Source organism: Comamonas humi (assembly GCF_054782535.1).
The window spans coordinates 78008-99914 of the sequence record NZ_BAAGSH010000017.1; the positions used below are offsets into that span (position 1 = coordinate 78008).

The 21907-nt window shown below is 67.4% G+C and carries 22 protein-coding genes; 11 read left to right on the forward strand and 11 right to left on the reverse strand.

All coding sequences use genetic code 11. From position 1 onward, the window contains the following. Window positions 1–5 precede the first annotated feature (5 nt). From sdhA to ACYVKR_RS17895, 4 genes are all read right to left on the reverse strand, one after another. Window positions 6–1811, reverse strand: a complete 1806-nt coding sequence (sdhA, locus tag ACYVKR_RS17880; RefSeq protein ID WP_460482306.1) for a succinate dehydrogenase flavoprotein subunit — start codon at window positions 1809–1811, stop codon at window positions 6–8. A gap of 22 nt (window positions 1812–1833) precedes the next feature. After that, window positions 1834–2199: a succinate dehydrogenase, hydrophobic membrane anchor protein gene (sdhD, locus tag ACYVKR_RS17885; protein ID WP_460482307.1), complete on the reverse strand. Its 366-nt coding sequence runs from the start codon at window positions 2197–2199 to the stop codon at window positions 1834–1836. A gap of 31 nt (window positions 2200–2230) precedes the next feature. Further along, entirely contained in the window at window positions 2231–2665 is a 435-nt protein-coding gene (gene sdhC / locus ACYVKR_RS17890) for a succinate dehydrogenase, cytochrome b556 subunit (RefSeq protein ID WP_460482308.1), read from the reverse strand. Window positions 2666–2797: 132 nt separating this feature from the next. Beyond that, window positions 2798–3592, reverse strand: coding sequence for a GntR family transcriptional regulator (locus ACYVKR_RS17895; RefSeq protein ID WP_460482309.1), 795 nt, complete (start codon window positions 3590–3592; stop codon window positions 2798–2800). A gap of 188 nt (window positions 3593–3780) precedes the next feature. Between ACYVKR_RS17895 and ACYVKR_RS17900 the strand changes: the two genes are divergently transcribed. The 5 genes from ACYVKR_RS17900 to acnB all read left to right on the forward strand — a co-directional run bounded on the left by ACYVKR_RS17900 (window position 3781) and on the right by acnB (window position 9888). Continuing rightward, complete coding sequence (locus tag ACYVKR_RS17900) at window positions 3781–4767, forward strand: malate dehydrogenase (protein WP_460482310.1); 987 nt, start codon at window positions 3781–3783, stop codon at window positions 4765–4767. A 9-nt stretch (window positions 4768–4776) separates the two neighbouring features. Continuing rightward, on the forward strand, window positions 4777–5571 hold the full coding sequence (gene tam, locus ACYVKR_RS17905) for a trans-aconitate 2-methyltransferase (protein WP_460482311.1): 795 nt from the start codon (window positions 4777–4779) through the stop codon (window positions 5569–5571). Continuing rightward, window positions 5571–6566, forward strand: a complete 996-nt coding sequence (locus tag ACYVKR_RS17910; RefSeq protein WP_460482312.1) for an HpcH/HpaI aldolase/citrate lyase family protein — start codon at window positions 5571–5573, stop codon at window positions 6564–6566. Before tam ends, ACYVKR_RS17910 begins: the two co-directional genes overlap by 1 nt. A 37-nt stretch (window positions 6567–6603) precedes the next feature. Beyond that, complete coding sequence (locus tag ACYVKR_RS17915; RefSeq protein ID WP_460482313.1) at window positions 6604–7200, forward strand: hypothetical protein; 597 nt, start codon at window positions 6604–6606, stop codon at window positions 7198–7200. Window positions 7201–7296: 96 nt separating this feature from the next. Beyond that, the gene (gene acnB / locus ACYVKR_RS17920; RefSeq protein WP_460482314.1) at window positions 7297–9888 is read left to right on the forward strand and encodes a bifunctional aconitate hydratase 2/2-methylisocitrate dehydratase; all 2592 of its coding nucleotides are present in this window, start codon (window positions 7297–7299) and stop codon (window positions 9886–9888) included. A 65-nt stretch (window positions 9889–9953) separates the two neighbouring features. Here the strand turns inward: acnB and ACYVKR_RS17925 are convergent, their stop codons facing one another. Beyond that, on the reverse strand, window positions 9954–10784 hold the full coding sequence (locus ACYVKR_RS17925) for a helix-turn-helix domain-containing protein (protein ID WP_460482315.1): 831 nt from the start codon (window positions 10782–10784) through the stop codon (window positions 9954–9956). Between the two features lie 134 nt (window positions 10785–10918). On the opposite strand from ACYVKR_RS17925, the gene ACYVKR_RS17930 reads away from it, so the two are divergent. After that, a complete protein-coding gene (locus ACYVKR_RS17930) occupies window positions 10919–11341 on the forward strand; it encodes a hypothetical protein (RefSeq protein ID WP_460482316.1) in 423 nt (140 codons plus the stop codon). A gap of 227 nt (window positions 11342–11568) precedes the next feature. Next, window positions 11569–12243, forward strand: a complete 675-nt coding sequence (locus ACYVKR_RS17935; protein ID WP_460482317.1) for a 7-cyano-7-deazaguanine/7-aminomethyl-7-deazaguanine transporter — start codon at window positions 11569–11571, stop codon at window positions 12241–12243. A gap of 52 nt (window positions 12244–12295) precedes the next feature. Here the strand turns inward: ACYVKR_RS17935 and bfr are convergent, their stop codons facing one another. The 5 genes from bfr to badH form a co-directional block, all read right to left on the reverse strand. Then, the gene (bfr, locus tag ACYVKR_RS17940) at window positions 12296–12760 is read right to left on the reverse strand and encodes a bacterioferritin (protein WP_460482318.1); all 465 of its coding nucleotides are present in this window, start codon (window positions 12758–12760) and stop codon (window positions 12296–12298) included. A 141-nt stretch (window positions 12761–12901) separates the two neighbouring features. Continuing rightward, window positions 12902–14545: a cyclohexanecarboxylate-CoA ligase gene (aliA, locus tag ACYVKR_RS17945; RefSeq protein WP_460482319.1), complete on the reverse strand. Its 1644-nt coding sequence runs from the start codon at window positions 14543–14545 to the stop codon at window positions 12902–12904. A 130-nt stretch (window positions 14546–14675) separates the two neighbouring features. Beyond that, window positions 14676–15833: a cyclohexanecarboxyl-CoA dehydrogenase gene (gene aliB / locus ACYVKR_RS17950; protein WP_460482320.1), complete on the reverse strand. Its 1158-nt coding sequence runs from the start codon at window positions 15831–15833 to the stop codon at window positions 14676–14678. An 18-nt stretch (window positions 15834–15851) separates the two neighbouring features. Next, a complete protein-coding gene (badI, locus tag ACYVKR_RS17955; RefSeq protein ID WP_460482321.1) occupies window positions 15852–16634 on the reverse strand; it encodes a Clp protease/crotonase-like domain-containing protein in 783 nt (260 codons plus the stop codon). A 37-nt stretch (window positions 16635–16671) separates the two neighbouring features. Continuing rightward, window positions 16672–17439: a Rossmann-fold NAD(P)-binding domain-containing protein gene (gene badH / locus ACYVKR_RS17960; RefSeq protein WP_460482322.1), complete on the reverse strand. Its 768-nt coding sequence runs from the start codon at window positions 17437–17439 to the stop codon at window positions 16672–16674. Here badH and ACYVKR_RS17965 point away from each other — a divergent pair. Together ACYVKR_RS17965 and ACYVKR_RS17970 are read left to right on the forward strand one after the other, a co-directional pair. After that, window positions 17438–17668 carry a hypothetical protein gene (locus tag ACYVKR_RS17965; protein WP_460482350.1) on the forward strand — a complete coding sequence of 77 codons (231 nt, stop codon included), beginning with the start codon at window positions 17438–17440 and terminating at the stop codon, window positions 17666–17668. The two genes, badH and ACYVKR_RS17965, sit on opposite strands and share 2 nt — an antisense overlap. Then, entirely contained in the window at window positions 17574–18083 is a 510-nt protein-coding gene (locus ACYVKR_RS17970; RefSeq protein WP_460482323.1) for a MarR family winged helix-turn-helix transcriptional regulator, read from the forward strand. Before ACYVKR_RS17965 ends, ACYVKR_RS17970 begins: the two co-directional genes overlap by 95 nt. 22 nt (window positions 18084–18105) lie before the next feature. Here the strand turns inward: ACYVKR_RS17970 and ACYVKR_RS17975 are convergent, their stop codons facing one another. Further along, window positions 18106–18996, reverse strand: coding sequence for a LysR family transcriptional regulator (locus ACYVKR_RS17975; RefSeq protein ID WP_460482324.1), 891 nt, complete (start codon window positions 18994–18996; stop codon window positions 18106–18108). A gap of 109 nt (window positions 18997–19105) precedes the next feature. Between ACYVKR_RS17975 and ACYVKR_RS17980 the strand changes: the two genes are divergently transcribed. Beyond that, the gene (locus ACYVKR_RS17980; protein WP_460482325.1) at window positions 19106–20815 is read left to right on the forward strand and encodes an acyl-CoA dehydrogenase family protein; all 1710 of its coding nucleotides are present in this window, start codon (window positions 19106–19108) and stop codon (window positions 20813–20815) included. A gap of 85 nt (window positions 20816–20900) precedes the next feature. After that, window positions 20901–21893, forward strand: a complete 993-nt coding sequence (locus ACYVKR_RS17985; RefSeq protein WP_460482326.1) for a Bug family tripartite tricarboxylate transporter substrate binding protein — start codon at window positions 20901–20903, stop codon at window positions 21891–21893. Window positions 21894–21907: the final 14 nt, after the last annotated feature.

The following is a 21907-nucleotide window of genomic DNA, read 5'->3' on the forward strand; positions in this document are numbered from 1 at the left end:
GATGGTTAGAACGTGCGGACCTTGGGCGGAATCGAGTCCACCGTCAGCGGCTTCAGGTTGACAGGCTTGTAGGTCAGGCTGTTGTTCGCGCTGTGCCACAGCGTGTGCTTGAGCCATTCCTTGTCGTTGCGGCCCAGCGGGAATTCCGCATGGTCGGCCGGGTGCTCGTAGTCGTACACCGTGTGGGCGCCGCGGCATTCGTGGCGGGCGGCGGCCGAGGTCATCGTGGCCTGGGCCACTTCGATCAGGTTGTCGACTTCCAGCGCTTCCATGCGGGCGGTGTTCCACACCTTGGACTTGTCCTTGAGCGTGACCTTGCCGACCTTGTCGCGGATGGCATTGATCTTGACCACGCCTTCGTTCATGCTTTGCTGCGTGCGGAACACGCCGGCATGCAACTGCATCGAGGAGCGGATCTCGCCCGCGATGTCCTGGGCGTAGATGCCTTCCGAGGAGTTGTCCAGCTCGTTCAGGCGGGCCAGCGTGCGCTCGCTGCCGTTGGCGGGCACCGGCTGGAATTCACCGTAGCCGTTGACAAACTCGACGATGTGCTTGCCGGCCGACTTGCCGAACACCAGCAGGTCGAGCAGCGAGTTCGTACCCAGGCGGTTGGCGCCGTGCACCGACACGCAGGAGCATTCACCCACCGCATACAGACCGCCCACGACCTGGTTCTGCTGGCCGTCGTGCACCACGACCTGGCCATTGATGTTGGTGGGGATGCCACCCATCTGGTAGTGGATGGTGGGCACCACGGGAATGTCTTCCTTGGTGATGTCCACGTTGGCGAAGTTGTGGCCGATCTCTTCCACCGACGGCAGGCGCTTGCGGATGGTGTCCGCGCCCAGGTGGCTGAGCTTCATCAGGATGTAGTCCTTGTTCGGACCGCAGCCACGGCCTTCCTTGATCTCCTGGTCCATCGAACGCGAGACGAAGTCGCGCGGCGCCAGGTCCTTCAGCGTGGGTGCGTAGCGTTCCATGAAGCGCTCGCCTTCGCTGTTCAGCAGGATGGCGCCTTCGCCGCGGCAGCCTTCGGTCAGCAGCACGCCCGCGCCGGCCACGCCGGTGGGGTGGAACTGCCAGAACTCCATGTCCTGCAGCGGAATGCCGGCGCGCGCAGCCATGCCCAGGCCGTCGCCGGTGTTGATGAAGGCATTGGTCGAGGCGGCGAAGATGCGGCCTGCGCCGCCGGTGGCCAGCAGCACGGCCTTGGCCTGCAGCTCATACAGGTCGCCGGTTTCCAGCTCGAGGGCAGTGACACCGACCACGTCGCCGGCATCATTGCGGATCAGGTCCAGCGCCATCCACTCGACGAAGAAGTTGGTCTTGGCCTTGACGTTCTGCTGGTACAGCGTGTGCAGCATGGCGTGGCCGGTGCGGTCGGCCGCGGCGCAGGCGCGCTGCACGGGCTTCTCGCCGTGGTTGGCGGTGTGGCCGCCGAAGGGGCGCTGGTAGATGGTGCCGTCGGGGTTGCGATCGAACGGCATGCCGAAGTGCTCCAGCTCGTACACCACCTTCGGTGCCTCGCGGCACATGAACTCGATGGCGTCCTGGTCACCCAGCCAGTCCGAGCCCTTGATGGTGTCGTAGAAGTGCCATTCCCAGTTGTCCTCGGACATGTTGCCCAGCGACGCCGACACGCCGCCCTGCGCCGCCACGGTGTGCGAGCGGGTGGGGAAGACCTTGGACAGGCAGGCCACGTTCAGGCCCGCGCGAGACAGCTCCAGGGCCGCGCGCATGCCGGAGCCACCGGCGCCGACGATGACCACGTCGAACTTGCGCTTGCTGATGTTCTCTTTTGTATAGCTCATTGTTTTCTTTCAATCGCGGGTATCACAGACGCCACAGAACCTGCAGGCCCCAGCCCAGGCAGCCCACCAACCACACCAGCACGCCGACCTGCAGCACCAGGCGCAGGCCCACGGGCTTGATGTAGTCCATGAAGATTTCGCGCATGCCGACCCAGGCGTGGTAGGCGAGCGCCACCAGCACGCCGAAGGTGATGAACTTCATCCACTGCTGGGCGAAGATGCCGGCCCATTGCTCGTAGCCGATGGGGCCCTTGATCAGCAGCACCTGCACCAGCAGCACGACGGTGAACAGGGCCATCAGCAGACCGGTGACGCGCTGCGCCAGCCAGTCGCGCAGGCCGTAGTGGGCACCGACCACGGTGCGCTTGGAGCCGTAATTGACGGACATGGGGTTTCCTTTTTTTCGTGGTTCTGTGGGATCAGTACACGCCAAACAGCTTGGCGGCCAGGGCCGCGGTCAGCACCAGGCTGATCGCGAAGCAGGCGATGGCGGAGGACTTGCCGAACTCCTTGGTCACGGCGTGGTGCGACACGTCCATCCAGATGTGGCGCAGGCCGGCGCAGAAGTGGTGCAGGTAGGACCAGATCAGGGCCAGGGTCACCAGCTTGATGAACCAGCCGGGGAAGATGCCGGCGCCGGTGTTGAAGGCAGCCGTGAAGCGCGCGTACGAGAACTCCGAGCTCAGCGAGGTGTCGAACAGCCAGATCACGAAGGGCAGCAGGAGGAACATCAGGGCGCCGCTGGCACGGTGCAGGATCGACAGGATGGCTGCCAGGGGCATGCGGTAGCCCGGAAGGTCCGAGAGCGCATTGATGTTCCGGAACTCCGGCCGCTTCTTGGTGATTTCGGTCATGGGGTGCTTCTTTCGTGGATGTAACTGCTTGGTAACTCGGTGGCAAAAACCGGGAAAATTTTATTGCAATGCAGCGAGAACGTCTAAGGGTTTCACACTATATCGCATGAGAATTGCATGATCGTGGACGCGCTAGCTGAGCGTATTGCTGTAGTAATGGGTATCGGTGCGGTAGAGGCCTCTTCGTAACTCCATGGGAAGATCGTTATAGGTGTAAGCAATGCGCTCGACGCTGAGCAGCGGTGTCCGGTCGGTGACTTGGAGCAGTTCGCTCTGCGTGGCGTCGGGCATCACGGCGCGCAGCTTCTCTTCGGCCCGCACCATGCGCACGCCGTATTCGAGCTCGAACATGGCGTAGGTCGGGCCGGCATAGTCACGCATCTGGTCGGCAGTGAGCGACTTGAAGTTCGCGCCCGGCAGCCAGATGTCTTCGAGAATGGTGGGCGTGCCCGAAAAGGCCAGTACACGGCGCACATGGAGCAGCGATTCGCCGGTGGGCACGGCCAGCAGCTTGCAGATCTCGCTGCTGCCCTTCACGGAGCGGCACTGGATGATATGGCGCTGCGCGGGGCCTTCCTCGTTGACGTCGCCCTTGTCGGGCAGCAGGCGCAGGAAGCGGTACTGCACGTGGCGCTCGGCATGCGTGGCCACGAAGGTGCCCTTGCCCTGGCGGCGCATCAGCAGGTTTTCGGCGGCCAGTTCGTCGATGGCCTTGCGCACCGTGCCCTGGCTGACGCGGTAGCGCGAGGCCAGTTCCATCTCGCTGGGGATCATCTCGCCGGGCTTCCAGATGCCGCCCTGCAGGCTCTGCAGGATCAGTCCCTTGATCTGCTGGTACAGCGGGCTGAAAGCGGGCGTGGGCGCACTCGTTCCGTCGCCTGCAAGCGGCAGGCCGGGCTCTTGAGTGTTGGAAAGTGTGACTGCCATCTCAGACCGCAATCATATCTTATATAAGACATAAGACAAATTGACCGAGCGAAGAAATCAGGAGTACACTTGCGCCCGGTTTGACAAGCTGGTGCTCAGGCCCTGCAAGTGGAGTTTTCCCGGTAGTGCGGCAGCGGGCAGCGGCTTGGGTGGATCCCTCTTTTCTTTCCTTTTCTGGAGTTTTCCCCATGAGCAAAAAGCCCGTCCGTGTTGCCGTCACCGGCGCCGCTGGCCAAATCGGTTACGCCCTGTTGTTCCGCATCGCCTCCGGCGAAATGCTGGGCAAGGACCAGCCCGTCATTCTGCAATTGCTCGAGATTCCCGACGAAAAGGCCCAGAACGCGCTCAAGGGCGTGATCATGGAGCTGGAAGATTGCGCCTTCCCGCTGCTGGCCGGCATCGAAGCCCACAGCGATCCGATGACCGCCTTCAAGGATACCGACTATGCCCTGCTGGTGGGTGCCCGTCCCCGCGGCCCCGGCATGGAGCGCGCCGACCTGCTGGCCGCCAACGCACAGATCTTCACGGCCCAGGGCAAGGCGCTGAACGCCGTGGCCTCGCGCAACGTGAAGGTGCTGGTCGTGGGCAACCCCGCCAACACCAACGCCTACATCGCGATGAAGTCGGCTCCCGACCTGCCGCGCAAGAACTTCACCGCCATGCTGCGCCTGGACCACAACCGCGCCGCTTCGCAACTGGCTGCCAAGGCCGGCTTCAAGGTCGGTGATCTGAAGCACCTGACCGTCTGGGGCAACCACTCGCCCACGATGTACGCCGACTACCGCTTCGCCACCGTGGACGGCAAGTCCGTGAAGGACGCCATCAACGACCAGGCCTGGAACAAGGACGTGTTCCTGCCCACCGTGGGCAAGCGCGGTGCCGCCATCATCGCGGCCCGTGGCCTGTCGTCGGCTGCCTCGGCTGCCAACGCCGCCATCGACCACATGCGCGACTGGGCCCTGGGCTCCGGCGGCGAGTGGGTCACGATGGGCGTGCCTTCGAATGGCGAATACGGCATTCCCAAGGACATCGTGTTCGGCTTCCCGGTAACCACCGAGAACGGCGAGTACAAGATTGTCGAAGGTCTGTCCATCGATGCCTTCTCGCAGGAATGCATCGACAAGACCCTGGCCGAGCTGCAAGGCGAGCAGGACGGCGTCAAGCACCTGCTCTGATATCTGCCTATGCTGCAGTGGAATCCCGGACTCTATCGCCAGTTTGAGGACGAGCGCACCCGTCCAGCCGCCGAGTTGCTGGCGCGGGTGCCGCTGGCCGACGCGGCCTATGTCGTCGATCTGGGCTGCGGCCCGGGCAATTCCACCGAGCTGCTGGCGGCACGCTTTCCCAAGGCGCATGTGCTGGGCGTGGACAACTCCGAGTCCATGCTGGCCGATGCGCGCGAGCGCCTGCCGGCGGCCCGCTTCGAATGGGGCGACATCGCCCAGTGGCAGGCCCCGCTGTGGCAGGGCCGCCAGCCCGACCTGATCTATGCCAACGCCGCGCTGCAGTGGGTGCCCGACCATGAGGTGCTGCTGCCGCGCCTGCTGGCCATGCTGGCGCCCGGTGGCGTGCTGGCAGTGCAGATGCCCGACAACCGCGACGAACCCACCCACCGCCTGATGCGCGAAGTGGGCGGCGAGGCGCCCTGGGTCAATGCGATTGGCGACCCCCACAAGATGCGCACCGATCTGCTGAAGATCGGGCCTTATTACGATCTGCTGTCGCCGCATGCCCGCATGGACGTGTGGCACACCATCTACCAGCACCCGATGGCGGACGCCAAGGCCATCGTCGACTGGGTGCGCGGCACGGGCCTGCGGCCCTTCCTGCAGCCGCTCAGCCCCGCGCTGGCGGACAGCTTCGTCGCTGAATACACGCGGCGCGTCGATGCCGCCTATCCGGTGCGTGCCGACGGGCGCAGGCTGCTGGCCTTCCCCCGGATGTTCATTGTTGCCCAGCGCGTCGGCGAGGGCGCCTGATGACCGCCATGACCGCTTCGTCCCTCCATCCCGCCCAGGTCCTGCTGGGTGCCCAGGCCGGCCATGCCGTGCTGCCGGTCTGCGACCACTACAGCGGTGTCGAAGAGCGCATGCGCAAAAGCCTGCAACTGCAGCAGCAGATGACGCAGGAGTTCGGCCGCTGCGTCTTCGACGTGACGCTGGACTGCGAGGACGGTGCTGCCGTCGGCGAGGAACGCGAGCATGCGCGCCTCGTGGTGGCGCTGCTCCAGGCCAGCGACCCGGCGAACCGCGTCGCCGCGCGCGTGCACGCGGTCGACCACCCGGCCTTTGCCGACGACATCGCCGCCATCGCCGGCGAGGCGGGCGAGCACCTGAGCCACATCATGGTGCCCAAGGTCGAATCCGTCGACGACGTGATTCAGGCCGAAAAACTGCTGGACCGCGCTTGCAGCGTGCGTGTGCCGCTACATGTTTTGATAGAGTCGCCGCTGGCGGTGCACCATGCGCACGAGATCGCGGCGCACCCGCGGGTGCAGAGCATCAGCTTCGGGCTGATGGACTTTGTCTCGGCCCATGGCGGCGCGATTCCGGCCAGCGCCATGGGCGTGGCCGGCCAGTTCAGCCACCCGCTGGTGGTTCGGGCCAAGCTCGAGATCGCCAGCGCCTGCCATGCCCATGGCAAGGTGCCATCGCATTGCGTGGTTACCGAGTTCAAGGACGCCGAGGCGCTGCAGCGCGCCGCCGGCCAGGCAGCCGACGAGTTCGGCTACACGCGGATGTGGAGCATCCACCCCGCGCAGATCCGCCCGATCCTGCGTGCCTTTGCCCCGACCGATGCACTGATCGAGCAGGCCGCGCGCATCGTGCGCGCCGCCGCCGATGCGCAGTGGGCACCCATCAGCGACGATGGCGTGCTGCACGACCGCGCCAGCTACCGCTATTTCTGGCAGGTGCTGGAGCGCGCCGCCCAGACCGGCCGCGCACTGCCGCAGGCGGTGCGGGAGTGGTTGTAAGTATTGATTTTCTGACCGTGTTGTCGCAGGAGTTGTGATGAAAAAAAGCTTGATCTCTTTGCTGATTCTGGTGCCTGCGATGGTGATGGCCCAGACGGATGGCAAGACCGCCTCCAAGGCTGCGGCCAAGCCGGCAGCCAAGCAGGCCACCGCGAAGAAGGCGCCGGCCAAGCCCGCCAAGAAGGTGTCGACCAAGGCCAAGAGCAACCCCGCCAGCAGCCGCACGCAGCTGCGCAGCGCTACCAGCCAGGTGGCCAGCGGCATGGCGGCCGCCGAGGCGGCGCTGACCCCGGCCGAGCTGGCCATTGCCGAAGGCGTGTACCAGGGCCACATCCAGTGCGAGCTGGGCGCCACGGTCAACATCAGCAAGGACAGCGTGAACCCCGGCTACTTCTTCGTCGAAGGCAAGGGCTTCCGCTACCACATGTCGCCGGTGGCCACGTCCACGGGCGCCGTGCGCCTGGAAGACGCCAAGCAGGGCGCAATGTGGCTGCAGGTGGCGAACAAGTCCATGCTGATCAACCGCAAGCAGGGCCAGCGCATGGCTGACGAATGCAAGAGCCCCGAGCAGTCTCAGTTTGCCGAGGCCATGAAGAACCAGCCCGCCACCGACCTGCTGGGCGGCTCGAAGTAAGCCTGGCCCGCCGCCTTGTTGGAATGACGGCTCGCCGGCGCAGGCGGGCCGTGGGTAAACCGTATCCCGTATCGAAATCAAAAACCGGAGAAAACCATGTTGAAAGCCTACCGTGACCATGTGGCCGAACGCGCCGCACTGGGCATTCCCCCGCTGCCGCTCGACGCCAAGCAGGTGGCCGAGCTGATCGAGCTGATCAAGAACCCGCCCGCCGGCGAGGATGCCTTCCTGCTCGACCTGCTGACCCACCGCGTGCCCCCGGGCGTGGACGACGCGGCCAAGGTCAAGGCCTCGTTCCTGGCCGCCGTGGCGCACGGCGATATCCAGGTCGGCCTGGTCTCCAAGGCCAAGGCCACCGAGCTGCTGGGCACCATGGTGGGTGGCTACAACGTGCATCCGCTGATCGAACTGCTGGACGACGCCGAAGTCGCCGGCGTGGCCGCCGAGGCGCTGAAGAAGACGCTGCTGATGTTCGACTTCTTCAACGACGTGGCTGCCAAGGCCAAGGCCGGCAATGCCAAGGCCAAGGATGTGATGCAGTCGTGGGCCGATGCCGAGTGGTTCACCTCGCGTCCCGAAGTCGAGAAGAAGATCACCGTCACCGTGTTCAAGGTGCCCGGCGAGACCAACACCGACGACCTCTCGCCCGCACCCGATGCCTGGAGCCGTCCCGACATCCCGCTGCACTACCTGGCAATGCTGAAGAACACCCGTCCCGACGCGGCCTTCAAGCCCGAGGAAGACGGCAAGCGCGGCCCGATGCAGTTCATCGACGACCTGAAGAAGAAGGGCCACCTGGTGGCCTACGTGGGCGACGTGGTGGGCACCGGTTCCAGCCGCAAGTCGGCCACCAACAGCGTGATCTGGGCCACGGGCGCGGACATTCCCTTCGTGCCGAACAAGCGCTTCGGCGGCGTGACGCTGGGCGGCAAGATCGCCCCGATCTTCTTCAACACGCAGGAAGACTCGGGCTCGCTGCCTATCGAAGTCGATGTGTCGAAGATGGAAATGGGCGACGTGCTCGACATCTTCCCCTACGACGGCAAGATCGAGAAGAACGGCGCTAAGATCGCCGACTTCGCGCTCAAGAGCGACGTGCTGCTGGACGAAGTGCGCGCCGGCGGCCGCATCAACCTGATCATCGGCCGCTCGCTGACCGCCAAGGCCCGCGAAGCCCTGGGCCTGCCCGCATCGACCGCCTTCCGCCTGCCCCAGGCGCCTGCCGAATCCAAGGCCGGCTTCACGCTGGCACAGAAGATGGTCGGCCGCGCCGTCGGCCTGCCGGAAGGCCAGGGCGTGCGCCCCGGTACCTACTGCGAGCCGCGCATGACCACCGTGGGTTCGCAGGACACCACCGGCCCCATGACCCGCGATGAGCTGAAGGACCTGGCCTGCCTGGGCTTCTCGGCCGACATGGTGATGCAGTCCTTCTGCCACACCGCCGCCTATCCCAAGACGGTGGACGTGAAGACCCACCGCGAGCTGCCCGCCTTCATCTCCAACCGCGGCGGCGTGGCCCTGCGTCCTGGCGACGGCGTGATCCACAGCTGGCTGAACCGCCTGCTGCTGCCCGACACCGTGGGCACCGGCGGCGACTCGCACACACGCTTCCCGATCGGCATCTCCTTCCCCGCGGGTTCCGGCCTCGTGGCCTTCGGCGCCGCCACCGGCGTGATGCCGCTGGACATGCCCGAATCGGTGCTGGTGCGCTTCAAGGGCGAGATGCAGCCCGGCGTGACGCTGCGCGACCTGGTGCACGCGATTCCGCTGTACGCCATCAAGGCCGGCGCCCTGACCGTGGCCAAGGCTGGCAAGAAGAACATCTTCTCCGGCCGCATCCTCGAAATCGAAGGCCTGCCGGACCTGAAGGTGGAGCAGGCGTTTGAACTCTCGGACGCCTCGGCCGAGCGCTCGGCCGCCGGCTGCACGATCAAGCTCAACCCCGAGCCGATCAAGGAGTACCTGACCTCGAACATCGTTCTGATGAAGAACATGATCGCCGACGGCTACGCCGATGCCAAGACGCTGCAGCGCCGCATCGAGAAGGTCGAGGCCTGGCTGGCCAAGCCCGACCTGCTCGAAGCCGACAAGGACGCCGAGTACGCCGCCGTGTTCGAGATCGACCTGGCCGACATCAAGGAGCCCATCGTCTGCTGCCCGAACGACCCGGACGACGCCAAGTTCCTGTCCGAAGTGGCCGGCACCAAGATCGACGAAGCCTTCATCGGCTCGTGCATGACCAACATCGGCCACTTCCGCGCAGCCGCCAAGCTGCTGGGCGGCCAGCGCGACATTCCGGTCAAGCTGTGGGTGGCTCCGCCCACCAAGATGGACCAGAACGAGCTGATCAAGGAAGGCCACTACGCTGCCTTCGGTACGGCCGGTGCGCGCACCGAAATGCCGGGCTGCTCGTTGTGCATGGGCAACCAGGCGCAGGTGCATGAAGGCGCGACGGTGATCTCCACCTCGACCCGCAACTTCCCCAACCGCCTGGGCAAGAACACCAACGTGTTCCTGGGCTCGGCCGAGCTGGCCGCCATTGCCTCGCGCATCGGCAAGCTGCCCACCAAGGAGGAATACCTCAAGGAAATGGGCATCATCGACGCCGACAAGGCCAGCGTGTACCGCTACATGAACTTCGACCAGATCGAGGAATATGCGGACGTGGCCAAGGGCGTGACCGCCTAAGCTGCCAGGGCCCTTCGGGGCCGGCTGCCGAAAGCCCGCGGGATGCGAGTCCCGTGGGCTTTTTTTCATGCTGCGGCCGCTTGCCGCAGTTGCTGCAGCGCCGCCTGGGTCTCGGCATTCGCCGGGAAAAAGGATTCGACGGCCAGCTCCTGCAGCGTCACGTCCACCGGCGTGCCGAAGATGGTGATGGTGCTGATGAAGCTCAGCTTGCCCAGCTTGGTATGCAGCTCGAAGGGCACGGCGATGGGGCTGGGCGGCGGGGCATGCCTGTCTTCGGCGAATGGGTAGGCCGCGATCTCGTCGTGCAGCGCCTGCAACTGGCCATCGGCCGTGGCGGCGATCTGCTGCTGCAATCGGTGCAGCAGGTGGGCACGCCACTGCGCGGCGTTGGCCAGGCGCGGGCCCAGGCCCTCGGGGTGCAGGCTCAGGCGCAGCACGTTCACGGGCGGCGCCAGCAGGTGCGGCGCCACGCCATCGAGCAGCAACGGCACGATGGCGTTGGCGGCCACCAGGTTCCAGTGCCGGTCCACGGCCAGCGCGGGATTGGGCTCGTGGCCCTGGAGCACCAGGTCCACGGCCTGGCGCGCGGCCGCGAGCTCGGGGTGGTCCAGCGGCCGCGCCTGGTACATGGGCGCGAAGCCCGCGGCCACCAGCAGCGCGTTGCGCTCGCGCAGCGGCACCGACAGGCGCTCGGCCAGGCGCAGCACCATCTCGCGGCTGGGTTGGGCGCGGCCGGTTTCCACATAGCTCAGGTGGCGGGCCGAGACCTCGGCCTCGAACGCCAGGTTCTGCTGGCTCAGGCGCCGGTGCTGGCGCCAGTGGCGCAGGTGCTCGCCGAACGGGGCGCGCGCGCCGGGCGGCGCATGGTGGGGGGAGGCGGCGGTGCTCAGGCTCATGGCGGCATCGTAGCGGCAGGCCGGGATGCGCGGCCATGACCTGCGAGGTTATCGACGCGCTGCAGCCGCGCCGCAATCATGGAGCCCAGCAGCCGGCACCGGGCCGGCCGCCCCCCTTCCCACAGGAGTCCACCATGTCCCTCTTCGCTTCTCCCCGCTTTCTTCCCCGTGTGATGGCTGCCGACGCCGCCTCATGCGCCGCCACCGGCGCGCTGCAGCTGGCCGCCACGCAGCCGCTGGCGGCGCTCACGGGCCTGCCGGCGCCCTTGCTGGTCGGCACGGGCATCTTCCTGCTGGCCTATGCGCTGGCCGCCGCGTGGATGGCGCGCCGCCAGCCCGCGCCGCGCACGCTGATCGGCCTGGTGGCGCTGGGCAACCTGGGCTGGGCGCTGGGCTGCGTGGCGCTGATGCTGGCCGGCCGCCTGTCGCTGACCGGCTGGGGCATGGCCTGGCTGGCGGCGCAGGCGGTGGTCGTCCTAGTGCTGGCCGACCTGCAGGTCGCCGGGCTGCGCGCCACGCGCCGCGCGGGGCAGGGTGCGCGCCAGGCGGTGGCTTGATGCTATTGAAAAAAGAGCTGCTTGCGATTGCTGTTCAATGGATTTAGATGGTTTCGATACCAGAACCATTGATGGGCAAGCGCGGGCAGCTATGCTTTTCGTTATACCCGCCATGCGCTTTGGCGGATGAGGCGGCCCGGTGGGGCGGGGACAATGCGGCAGCGCCGGGCACCGGCGTTTTCCGCAACCATGGGTTCCCTCGCCCCCATCGACCAAAAAGGACTGCCATGTCAGCCGTTTCCGCCGCGCAGGCCTCGTCGCGCGTGCCGCTTTATCTCTCGCTTCTGGTGGCGTTCCACATCGCCATCGTCATCGCCAGCAACTACCTGGTGCAGCTACCCATCAACCTGCTGGGCTTCCACAGCACCTGGGGCGCGTTCAGCTTTCCGTTCATCTTCCTGGCCACCGACCTGACGGTGCGCCTCATCGGCAAGGCCGAGGCGCGGCGCGTGATCACGCGGGCGATGCTGCCGGCGCTGCTGGTGTCCTATGTGGTGGGTGTGCTCTTCCACGAAGGGCGTTTCAACGGTTGGGAGGCACTGCAGAGCTTCAACAGCTTCGTGTTCCGCATCGCGCTGGCGAGTTTCGCGGCCTATGTGCTGGGGCAGCTGCTGGACATCCAGGTCTTCGACCGCATCCGCCAGCAGGGCCGCGCCTGGTGGCTGGCGCCGGCGGCGGCCTCGGTGTTCGGCCAGGTGCTCGACACGGCGGCCTTCTTCTCCATCGCCTTCTGGCGCAGCAGCGACGCCTTCATGGCGGCGAACTGGGTGGAGATCGCCATGGTCGACTACGTGATCAAGCTGGCGGTGAGCCTGCTGCTCTTCGTGCCCGCCTACGGCGTGGTGCTGGCCGCCATCGTGCGCGGCATGCGCGTGCCGGCCGCGCCGGCGACTGTCGCTTGAACGGAAAAGGCCGCCCTGGAAGGCGGCCTTGGTCTTTGGAGCCCGGGCAGCCTCAGGTCTGGCTCTGCAGGTAGTTCTCCAGGCCCACCCGGTCGATCAGGCCGAGCTGCTTTTCGAGCCAGTAGGCGTGGTCTTCCTCGGTGTCGCGCAGCTGGGCGAGCAGGATGTCGCGGCTCACGTAGTCGTGGTGCTGCTCGCACAGCGTCATGCCCTGGCGCAGGCCGGCGCGCACCTCGTACTCGGTGTCCAGGTCCTTGCGCAGCATCTCGGGCACGGTCTCGCCGGGCGTGAATTCCTTGGGCCGCATGTCGGGGCGGCCGCCCAGCATCAGGATGCGGCGCAGCAGCGCGTCGGCGTGCTGGGTCTCTTCCTGCATCTCGTGGTCCAGGCGGGTGTAGAGCTTGGTGAAGCCCTGGTCTTCGTAGATGCGCGAGTGCGCGAAGTACTGGTCGCGGGCGGCCAGCTCGCCGCGCAGCAGGTCCTTGAGGTAGTCGATGACGTCCGGATGGCCTTGCATGTTGTTGTTCTCGGGAAGATTGCGAAGCCTGGAGTATCGCCCGTGCGCCGCCGGCGAGCCCAAACCGCTATCGATTCCCGAGCAGCCGCGGTGTGGATGCGGCCGGTAAGCAGATGCATTCGCATTGCGGCGCGGCCTGCGCTAGCCAGCCTCCTGCAGCAGCAGCTCGCGCAGGCGGAATTTCTGCAGCTTGCCGGCCGGCGTGGTGGGCAGGGCGTCGCGCACCAGCAAACGCTCGGGGATGTACTGCAGCGCCACCTTGCGGGCCTTGAGGAAGTCGGTGATGGACGCCAGGTCGACCTGCTGCCCCGGCCTGGGCACGACCACGGCGCAGGCGCGCTCGCCCAGGCGTTCGTCGGGGTAGGCGACGATGGCGGCCATGGCGATGGCGGGGTGCTGGTAGAGCAGGGTTTCGATCTCGACCACCGGGATGTTCTCGCCGCCGCGGATGATCACATCCTTGCTGCGGCCGGTGATGCGCACGTAGCCGCGCTCGTCCAGGCGGGCGAGGTCGCCGGTGTCGAACCAGTCGTTCGCATCGGTGGCGTTGAGCTGCGGGCGCTTGAGGTAGCCGCCGAAGTTGGAGCACGAGCGCAGCAGCAGCCGGCCCGATGCGCCCGCGGGCAGCGGCTGGCCGTCCGCGTCCACCACCTTCAGCTCCACGCCGGGCAGCGGGCGGCCGTCGGTGTGGACGGCGCGCTCGTCGTCGTCGCCCGGCAGCGTGGTGGCGACGGCGCCGTTCTCCGTCATGCCCCAGGCAGAGATGATCTTGGCGCCCAGCGCGGCGCGCGCCTGCTCCACCAGCGGCCCGGGAATGGGCGCGCCTGCGCACAGAAAAGTGCGCAGCGTGGGCACGGCCTGGCCGGTCTCGGCCACGGTGCGGGCCAGGTCGGTGAGGAAGGGCGTCGAGGCCATGGTGAAGCTCGCGCGCTCGCGCTGCATGAGTGCGATGGCCTGCCTGGGCTCCCAGATGTCCTGCAGCACCGCGCCGGCCTGCAGCGCGATGGGCATCATCAGCCCGTACATGAAGCCGGTCTGGTGCGCCATGGGCGAGGCCATGAGCACCACGTCATCGGCGCCCAGCCCCAGGCGCTGCGCGTAGGGCAGGATGTTGGCGAACAGCGTGTTGGCCGAGTGCATCACGCCCTTGGGTTCGCCGGTGGTGCCCGAGGTGTAGATGAGCTGGGTCACGTCGTCGGGTCCGGGGCGGTGATGGCTGAGGATGGCCTGCGCGTCGGGCTCGTCCTCCCACGCGGGGCCGCTCAGCAGGGCCTCGAAGCTGTTCGCGCCCTGGCCGTCCACGATGACGACCTGGCGCAGCGCGGGCAGGCTGGCCTGCAGCCCGGTGGCCATGGCCTCGAAGTCGAAGCCGCGAAAAGTTCGGGGTGCGATCAGCACCTTGGCCTCGGCGTGCTGCAGCATGAAGGACAGCTCGCGCTCGCGGAAGATGTGCATCAGCGGGCTCATCACCGCGCCGATGCGCGAGCAGGCCAGGTAGCTGAGGCTGAACTGCCACCAGTTCGGCAACTGGCAGGCCACCACGTCGCCCGGGCCCACGCCCAGCCGCGCCAGGCCCACGGCGATGCGGTCGGCCATCCGCGCCAGTTCGCGGTAGCTGAAGCGGCGCTCCTCGCCGGTCTCGACGCGCAGCGCGGTGAGCGCCTGCCGTTCGGGGCAGGCGACGGCGGCGGCGTCGAGGTAGTCGTTGATGGTGCGGTCGTGCCACAGGCCCTGGGCGACCAGGCGTGCGCGGCGCGGAGGCAGCAGGATGGCGTCGAAGGGCATGGGAGGTCTCCTGGTGGTTCTTCTGGGGCTATGAATAAGTGAGCTGCTGGCGCTCTCCAGTAATGGATTCAAAGTGTTTTTGCATTGAATGGATTGACGGACAAGCGCTAGCAGCTCTGTTTTTTGACGATCAGGCCGGCACGAAGCGGCGGCCGGCGCGCGTGCGGGCGATGATGGTTTTCATGATCTGCGCCGTGCCGTCGCCGATCTGGAAGCCCAGCACGTCGCGCAGGCGCTGCTCCATGGGGCCGCGGTCGTAGCCACCGTGGCCGTGGCTCAGCAGGCACTGGTGGATCACGTCGTAGGCAAGCTTGGGGCCCCACCACTTGGCCATGCCGGCCTCGGCGCTGTGGGGCAGGCCGCGGTCCTTGAGCCACAGGCCCTGCAGGCACAGCAGGCGCGCGCCCTCGACCTCGGTGTCGTACGCCGCCAGCGGGTGGGTCACGCCCTGGAAGGCCGCCAGCGGCTGGCCGAATGCCTGGCGCTCGGTGATGTAGCTCCAGGTCTCGTCCAGCGCCGCGCGCGCCACGGCCAGGCATTGCAGGCCGATCAGCGAGCGCGAGAAGTCGAAGCCCTGCATCACCTGCACGAAGCCCTGGTTCTCGTCGCCCAGGCGGTGGCTGACGGGCACGCGCACGTTCTCGAAGAAGATGGAGCCGCGGCCGATGGCGCGCTGGCCGTGGCAGTCGAAGCGGCTGGTGGTGATGCCGGAAGCATGCATGGGCACGAGCAGCGCGGTCACGCCGTGCGCGCCGGACTCGGGTGTGCCGGTGCGCCCGAACACCACGCAGATGTCGGCCTGGTCGGCGGCCGAAATCGAGGTCTTTTCGCCGTTGATGATGTAGCTGTCGCCGTCGCGCTCCACGCGCAGGCCCAGCCGTGCCGCATCCGAGCCGCCGCGCGGCTCGGTGAGCGCGATGGCGCAGATGGCCTCGCCGGCGAGCAGCTTGTCCAGCCAGGGCCGCACCACGGCGGGCTCGCCGTAGCGCGCGAGGATTTGGCCGTTCAGCGAAGCCAGCAGGTTCAGGTACGAGAAGCTCAGGTCGGCGCGGGCGATCTCCTCGTGGATCACGCCGGCGGCCAGGCACCCCAGGCCCAGGCCGCCGAAGGCCTCGGGCAGCTCGGGCAGGATCAGGCCCAGCGCGCCCATCTCGCGCAGCAGCGCGCGGTCGAGCGTGCGGCTGCGGTCGCGCTCCAGAAAGCCCGGTGCCACGCGCTCTTGGGCAAAGCGGCGGGCGGCATCGGCCAGCGCCTGCAGGTCTTCGGTGATGTAGGGGTTGGCTTGCACGGCGCGCTCCTGGGCTCTTTACTTGGTGTACTTGCGGAAGTCGGGCTTGCGCTTGTCGCGCAGCGCGGCCACGCCCTCGCGCGACTCGTCGGTGTCGTAGTAGAGCTTGAGCGCGTACATGCCCATGCCGGCAATGCCCGCCTGGTGCGCCGTGTCCATGTTGAAGCTGCGCTTGGCGATGGCGATGGCCGTGGGGCTGCGCTCGCAGATGGTCTCGGCCCATTCCTGCACCGTGGCGTCGAGCTGGTCGGGCGGCACGCAGATATTGGCCAGGCCCATGGCCACGGCCTCGGCGCCCGAGTAGCGCTTGTTCAAATACCAGATCTCGCGGGCCTTTTTCTCGCCCACCACGCGGGCCAGGAAGGCGGTGCCGTAGCCCGGGTCCACCGAGCCCATCTTGGGGCCGACCTGGCCGAAGACGGCGTTCTCGGAGCAGATCGTCAGGTCACAGATGGTGGCCAGCACGTTGCCGCCGCCGATCGCATAGCCCTGCACGCGGGCGATCACCGGCTTGGGCACGTCGCGGATGGCGGTGTGCAGCTCCTCCATCGGCAGGCCGATGGTGCCGCGCCCGTCGTAGTTGCCGTCGTGGGCCGACTGGTCGCCGCCGGTGCAGAAGGCCCGGTCGCCGGCGCCGGCCAGCACGATGCAGCCGACCTCGCGGTCGTAGCCGGCCTTGTTCAGCGCGCGGATCAGCTCGTCGCAGGTGGTGCCGCGGAAGGCGTTCATCTTCTCGGGCCGGTTGATGGTGATCCAGGCCACGCCGTTTTTCACCTCGTACAGGATGTCTTCGAATTGCATGGTGCTTGCTCCGGTTAAAAAGAGGGGAGGATGGGAATCAGCCGTTCATCGTCAGGCCGCCCGAGACGCTCAGCACCTGGCCGGTGATGAAGCCCGCGTCGTCGCTGGCGAAGAAGGCGATGGCGCCGGCCAGGTCGTCGGGCTGGCCCAGGCGGCCGAGTGGGATCGCGCGGGTGAAGGCTTCGAGCAGCTTCTCGGGGTGGGCCGCGCCCTCGGCAAAGCCGGCCAGCAGTGCGGTGTCGGTCGGGCCGGGGCAGACCACGTTCACCGTGATGCCGTGGCGCGCATGCTCGCGCGCCAGCGTCTTCGACAGCGCCACCAGCCCGCCCTTGCAGGCCGCGTACACCGCCTCGCCCGACGAGCCGACGCGGGCCGCGTCCGAGGCGATGTTGACGATGCGGCCCTTGCCGCGCGCCGCCATGCCGGGCAGCACCGCGTGGTGCATGTGCAGCGCGCCGACGAGGTTGATGGCGATCAGCTGCTGCCATTCGCTCGGCACGGTCTTGGCGAAGGGCTTGAAGATGTCCCAGCCCGCGTTGTTGACCAGCACATCGACGGGGCCGAAGCGGGCCTCGGTGGCGGCCAGCGCGGCGTCGACCGAGGCGCGGTCGGTGATGTCGCAGGCGAAGGCCGCGGCCTGGCCGCCCTCGGCCGCGATGCCCGCCGCCACCTGGGCGGCGGCATCGAGGTTGCGGTCGAGCACGGCGACGCGCGCGCCTTCGTGCGCCAGCCGCCGGCAGGTGGCGCCGCCGATGCCGCCGCCGCCGCCGGTGACGATGATGGTCTGGTCCTTGAGGTTTCGCATGGATCGGGTCTCCTGGGCTGCTGGGATTGCTATGCTGGGCGATGGCGCAGATGCTGCATCGCTATTTGGTAAATATGTTGCATATATTGAGCGGTACGGCGAGAATCGTCAAGTGCTTTTTTTGGGGATGAGTTATGGAAGAAAAAGAGAAGAATGCCAAGATTTTGCAGGCGGAGCTGGCGAATCGCTTGTTCTTCAAGCTTTATCAATGTGCAAATATGTTGCATAAAACCGGTTCGCGGGCGGTGGAGGACCAGGGGCTGACCACGCAGCAGTGGGCGGTGATGGGCGCGCTGTCGCGCGAGCCGGCGGGCATGAGCATCGGCGCGCTGGCGCGCTACCTGATGGTGAGCCGGCAGAACCTGGCCGGGCTGATCGGCCGCATGGAGCGCGAGGGCCACGTGCAGAGCGCGCCCGACGGCCGCGACCGGCGCTCGCGCCTGGTGGCGATGACCGAGGCCGGCCGACAGACCTGGGAGGTGGGCGCCAAGGCCCGCATCCAGGCGTACTACGGGCAGGCGCTGGAGGGCTTCTCGGTCAGCGACCAGGTGCACGCGCTGCACTACCTGCTCAAGCTGCTGGACAACATGCAGCGCATCGACGCGGCGCAGGGCGCGCCGGAAGAGGAAGAAGGCGAGGGCTGACCGGCCCGGTGTGGCGGCCCGGCTACTGCAGCTCGGCCGCCGCCTGCCGCAGGCACTCAAGCAGCACCTGCACCAGCGGGTTGGCGGGCGAGCGGCGCCACATGGCCAGCATCTCGGACGAGGGGTGCGCGCCCTGCAGCGGGCGGAACACCAGGTGCGGCATGCCCACGCGCTCCAGCGCCGCGGGCACCAGGGCCACGCCCTGGCCCAGCGAGACCAGCGAGATCACCGACAGCCAGTGCCGCACCTCGTGCCGCACCTCGGGCGCGAAGCCATGGGCCAGGCACATGTCGTAGATGCGCTGGTGGTAGGCGGGCGAGACCAGGCTGGAGAACAGGATCAGCCGGTCGTGCCGCAGGTCGGCCAGGTCGATGCTGGCGCGGCCGCGCAGCGCATGCTGCTCGGGCAGGCAGACGACGAAGGGCTCCTCCACGATCAGCCGGCTCTCCATGCCCTCGGGCGGCTGGATGGAGTGGACCAGGGCCACGTCCAGCCGCATCTGCTGCAGGCCCAGGATCTGCTCGCCGCTGTTGGCCTCGAGCATGTCCACGCGCACCTGGGGGTGCGACTGCTGCAGCCGCTCCAGCGCCTGCGGCAGGCCGCGGTACAGGCTCGATCCGACGAAGCCCAGGCGCAGGTGGCCGCGCGTGCCCTCGGCCACGTCGCGCGTCTCTTGCGCGGCCTGGCGGCTCAGCGCCAGCAGCTGGCGTGCCTTGCCCAGCAGGTGCTCGCCGGCGGCCGTCAGGCGCACGCCCTTGCTGCTGCGCTCGAAGAGCTGGGCCTGCAGCTCCTGCTCCAGCTGCTTGATCGCCACCGACAGCGGCGGCTGCGAGATCGACAGGCGCTGGGCCGCCCGGCTGAAGTGGAGTTCCTCGGCCAGGGTGACGAAGTAGTGCAGCAGGCGCAGTTCCATGGTGATATCTATATCGAAAAAATATCGATTCAGATTTTAATAATATTTGACGCGAATACTGCCTGGTGCTGAAAATTGCGGCAAGCCCATACCCGCAGGAGACGCCCGCATGTCCGCCAACGACCAGACCCAGATGCACGCCGTGGCCCAGGCCGCCACCGTTGCCGCCCACCCCGTGCCCGACCGCCAGGGCGCCAACTTCTACACCACCGACACCGAGCTGCAGTCGCTGCTCAAGCTCTACCTGCCGGCCGACCTGCTGGCCCACCTGCAGCCCTACCTGCAGCGCATGGGCGAGCTGGCCGGCGGGCGCATCGACGAGCTGGCCGGCATTGCCGACAAGAACCCGCCCACGCTGGAATACCGCACCCGCGCCGGCGTGGACCAGCAGCGCATCATCAAGCACCCGGCCTACGAGGAGCTGGAGCGCATCGCCTACGGCGAGTTCGGCCTGCAGGCCATTTCGCACCGCGACGACATGCTGGGCTGGCAGGGCAAGATGCCGCCGGCCGTCAAGTACGCGCTCACCTATATGTTCGTGCAGTCCGAGTTCGGCCTGTGCTGCCCGCTGTCGATGACCGATTCGCTGACGCGCACGCTCAAGAAGTTCGGCGCGCCCGAGCTGGTGAACAAGTACCTGCCGCAGCTGCTGTCGCTGGACTGGGACGAGCAGGCGCAGGGCGCCATGTTCATGACCGAGCAGGCTGCCGGCTCCGACATCGCCAACACGCTGACCATGGCCTACGCTCAGGCCGACGGCTCGTGGCGCCTGACGGGCGACAAGTGGTTCTGCTCCAACCCCGACGCCGAGTTCGCCATGGTGCTGGCCCGCGTGGACGGCGGCCAGCCGGGCATGAAGGGCATCTCGCTGTTCCTGCTGCCGCGCACGCTGGACGACGGCAGCGCCAACCATTACCGCATCATCCGCCTCAAGGACAAGCTGGGCACCAAGTCCATGGCCAGCGGCGAGATCCGCATGGACGGCGCCGTGGCCTACCTGGTGGGCGAGCAGGGCCGCGGCTTCGTGCAGATGGCCGACATGGTCAACAACTCGCGCCTGTCCAACGGCGTGCGCTCGTCCGGCATGATGCGCCGCGCCGTGGCCGAGGCCGAGTTCATCGCCCACGAGCGCATCGCCTTCGGCAAGCGCCTGGAGCAGATGCCGCTGATGCAGCGCCAGCTCGACAAGCTGCGCGTGCCCGCCGAGCAGGCGCGCACCATGGTGTTCCAGACCGCGCAGACGCTGATGCGCTCGGACGCCGGCGAGGAGGGCGCCTACCCGCTGCTGCGCATCCTCACGCCCATGATCAAGTTCCGCGCCTGCCGCGATGCGCGCAAGGTGACCGGCGACGCGATGGAAGTGCGCGGCGGCTGCGGCTACATCGAGGAATGGAGCGACCCGCGCCTGGTGCGCGACGCCCACCTGGGCTCGATCTGGGAAGGCACGAGCAACATCGTGGCGCTGGACGTGATCCGCGCCATCAAGCGCGAAGGCTCGCTGCCGGTGCTGCAGCAGTACCTGCATGGCCTGCTGGACCAGGCCAGGCTGGTGCCCGGCTACCGCCAGGCGCTGGAAGCCACCCTGGCCCGCGCCAGCGCGCTGGCCGAGAAGGCCGCGCAGGACGGCGGCGATGTGCTCGCCCGCCAGGCCGCCACGGGCCTGTACAACTGCACCACGGCCATCGCCATGGCCTGGGAGGCCGCGCAGACCGGATCCAACGAGCGCCTGCGCCTGTCGCAACTGGTGCTGCTGCACCGCGTGCTGCCGCGCGACCCGCTGGAAGATGCGTCCGCCGTGCCCGCCGCCTGGCTGGCCTGAGCCCCGATTTCAAGCAAAAAAGGCTGCTGGCGCTTATATAGCAAGCGCAAGCAGCTATCAAAACCATAGTTCAGGAGACCTCCCTATGTTGATCAGCAAACGCCTGGTGCTGGGCCTGGCCGCGGGTGCGGCACTGGCCGCCGCGCTGCCCGCCGTGGCGCAGGACAAGTTCCCCGACCGCCCGATCATGTTCCAGGTGCCGTTCCCGCCCGGCGGCCCCACCGATGCCATGGCGCGCATCCTGGCCACCGAGCTGACCAAGGAGCTGGGCCAGAGCGTGGTGGTGGAAAACCGCGCCGGCGCCGGCGGCAACATCGGCGCCGAGTACCTCACGCGCGCCAAGCCCGACGGCTACACCATCATGTTCGGCACCTCGGGGCCGCTGGCCATCAACCACAGCCTGTACAAGGCGAGCAAGTACGACCCGCGCACCAGCTTCGAGCCGGTGATCTACGTGGGCTACCTGCCCAACATCCTGGTGGTGCGGCCCAACCTGGGCGTGGACAACGTCCAGGCGCTGATCGCCAAGGACAAGGCCGATCCGGGCAAGCTCAACTTCGCCTCGTCGGGCAACGGCGCCTCGTCGCACCTCGCGGGCGTGATGTTCAACGGCATTGCCGGCACCAAGCTGGTCCACGTGCCCTACAAGGGCACGGGCCCGGCGCTCACCGACCTGCTGGCCGGCCAGGTGGACATGACCTTCACCGACATCCTCACCGCCATGCCCTATATCAAGTCGGGCAAGGTCAAGCCGCTGGGCGTGGCCACGGCCAAGCGTTCGAGCGCGCTGCCCGACGTGCCCACCATCGCCGAGCAGGACAAGAAGGTGCTGGGAGGCTACGACGTGAGCGTGTTCTTTGGCGTGGTCGCCCCCAAGGGCACGCCGGCCGACCGCATCAAGCTGCTGAACCAGGCCTTCTCGCGCGCGCTCGACGCCGATGCGGTGAAGAAGGCGTTCAGCGCGCAGGGGCTGGAGGCCTCGCCCGACCGCTCACCGGCCTACCTGGGCCAGTTCATCAAGAGCGAAGTCGACCGCTGGGCCAAGGTGGTCAAGCAGTCGGGCGTGCAGCTGGACTGACACTCTGGCACCAT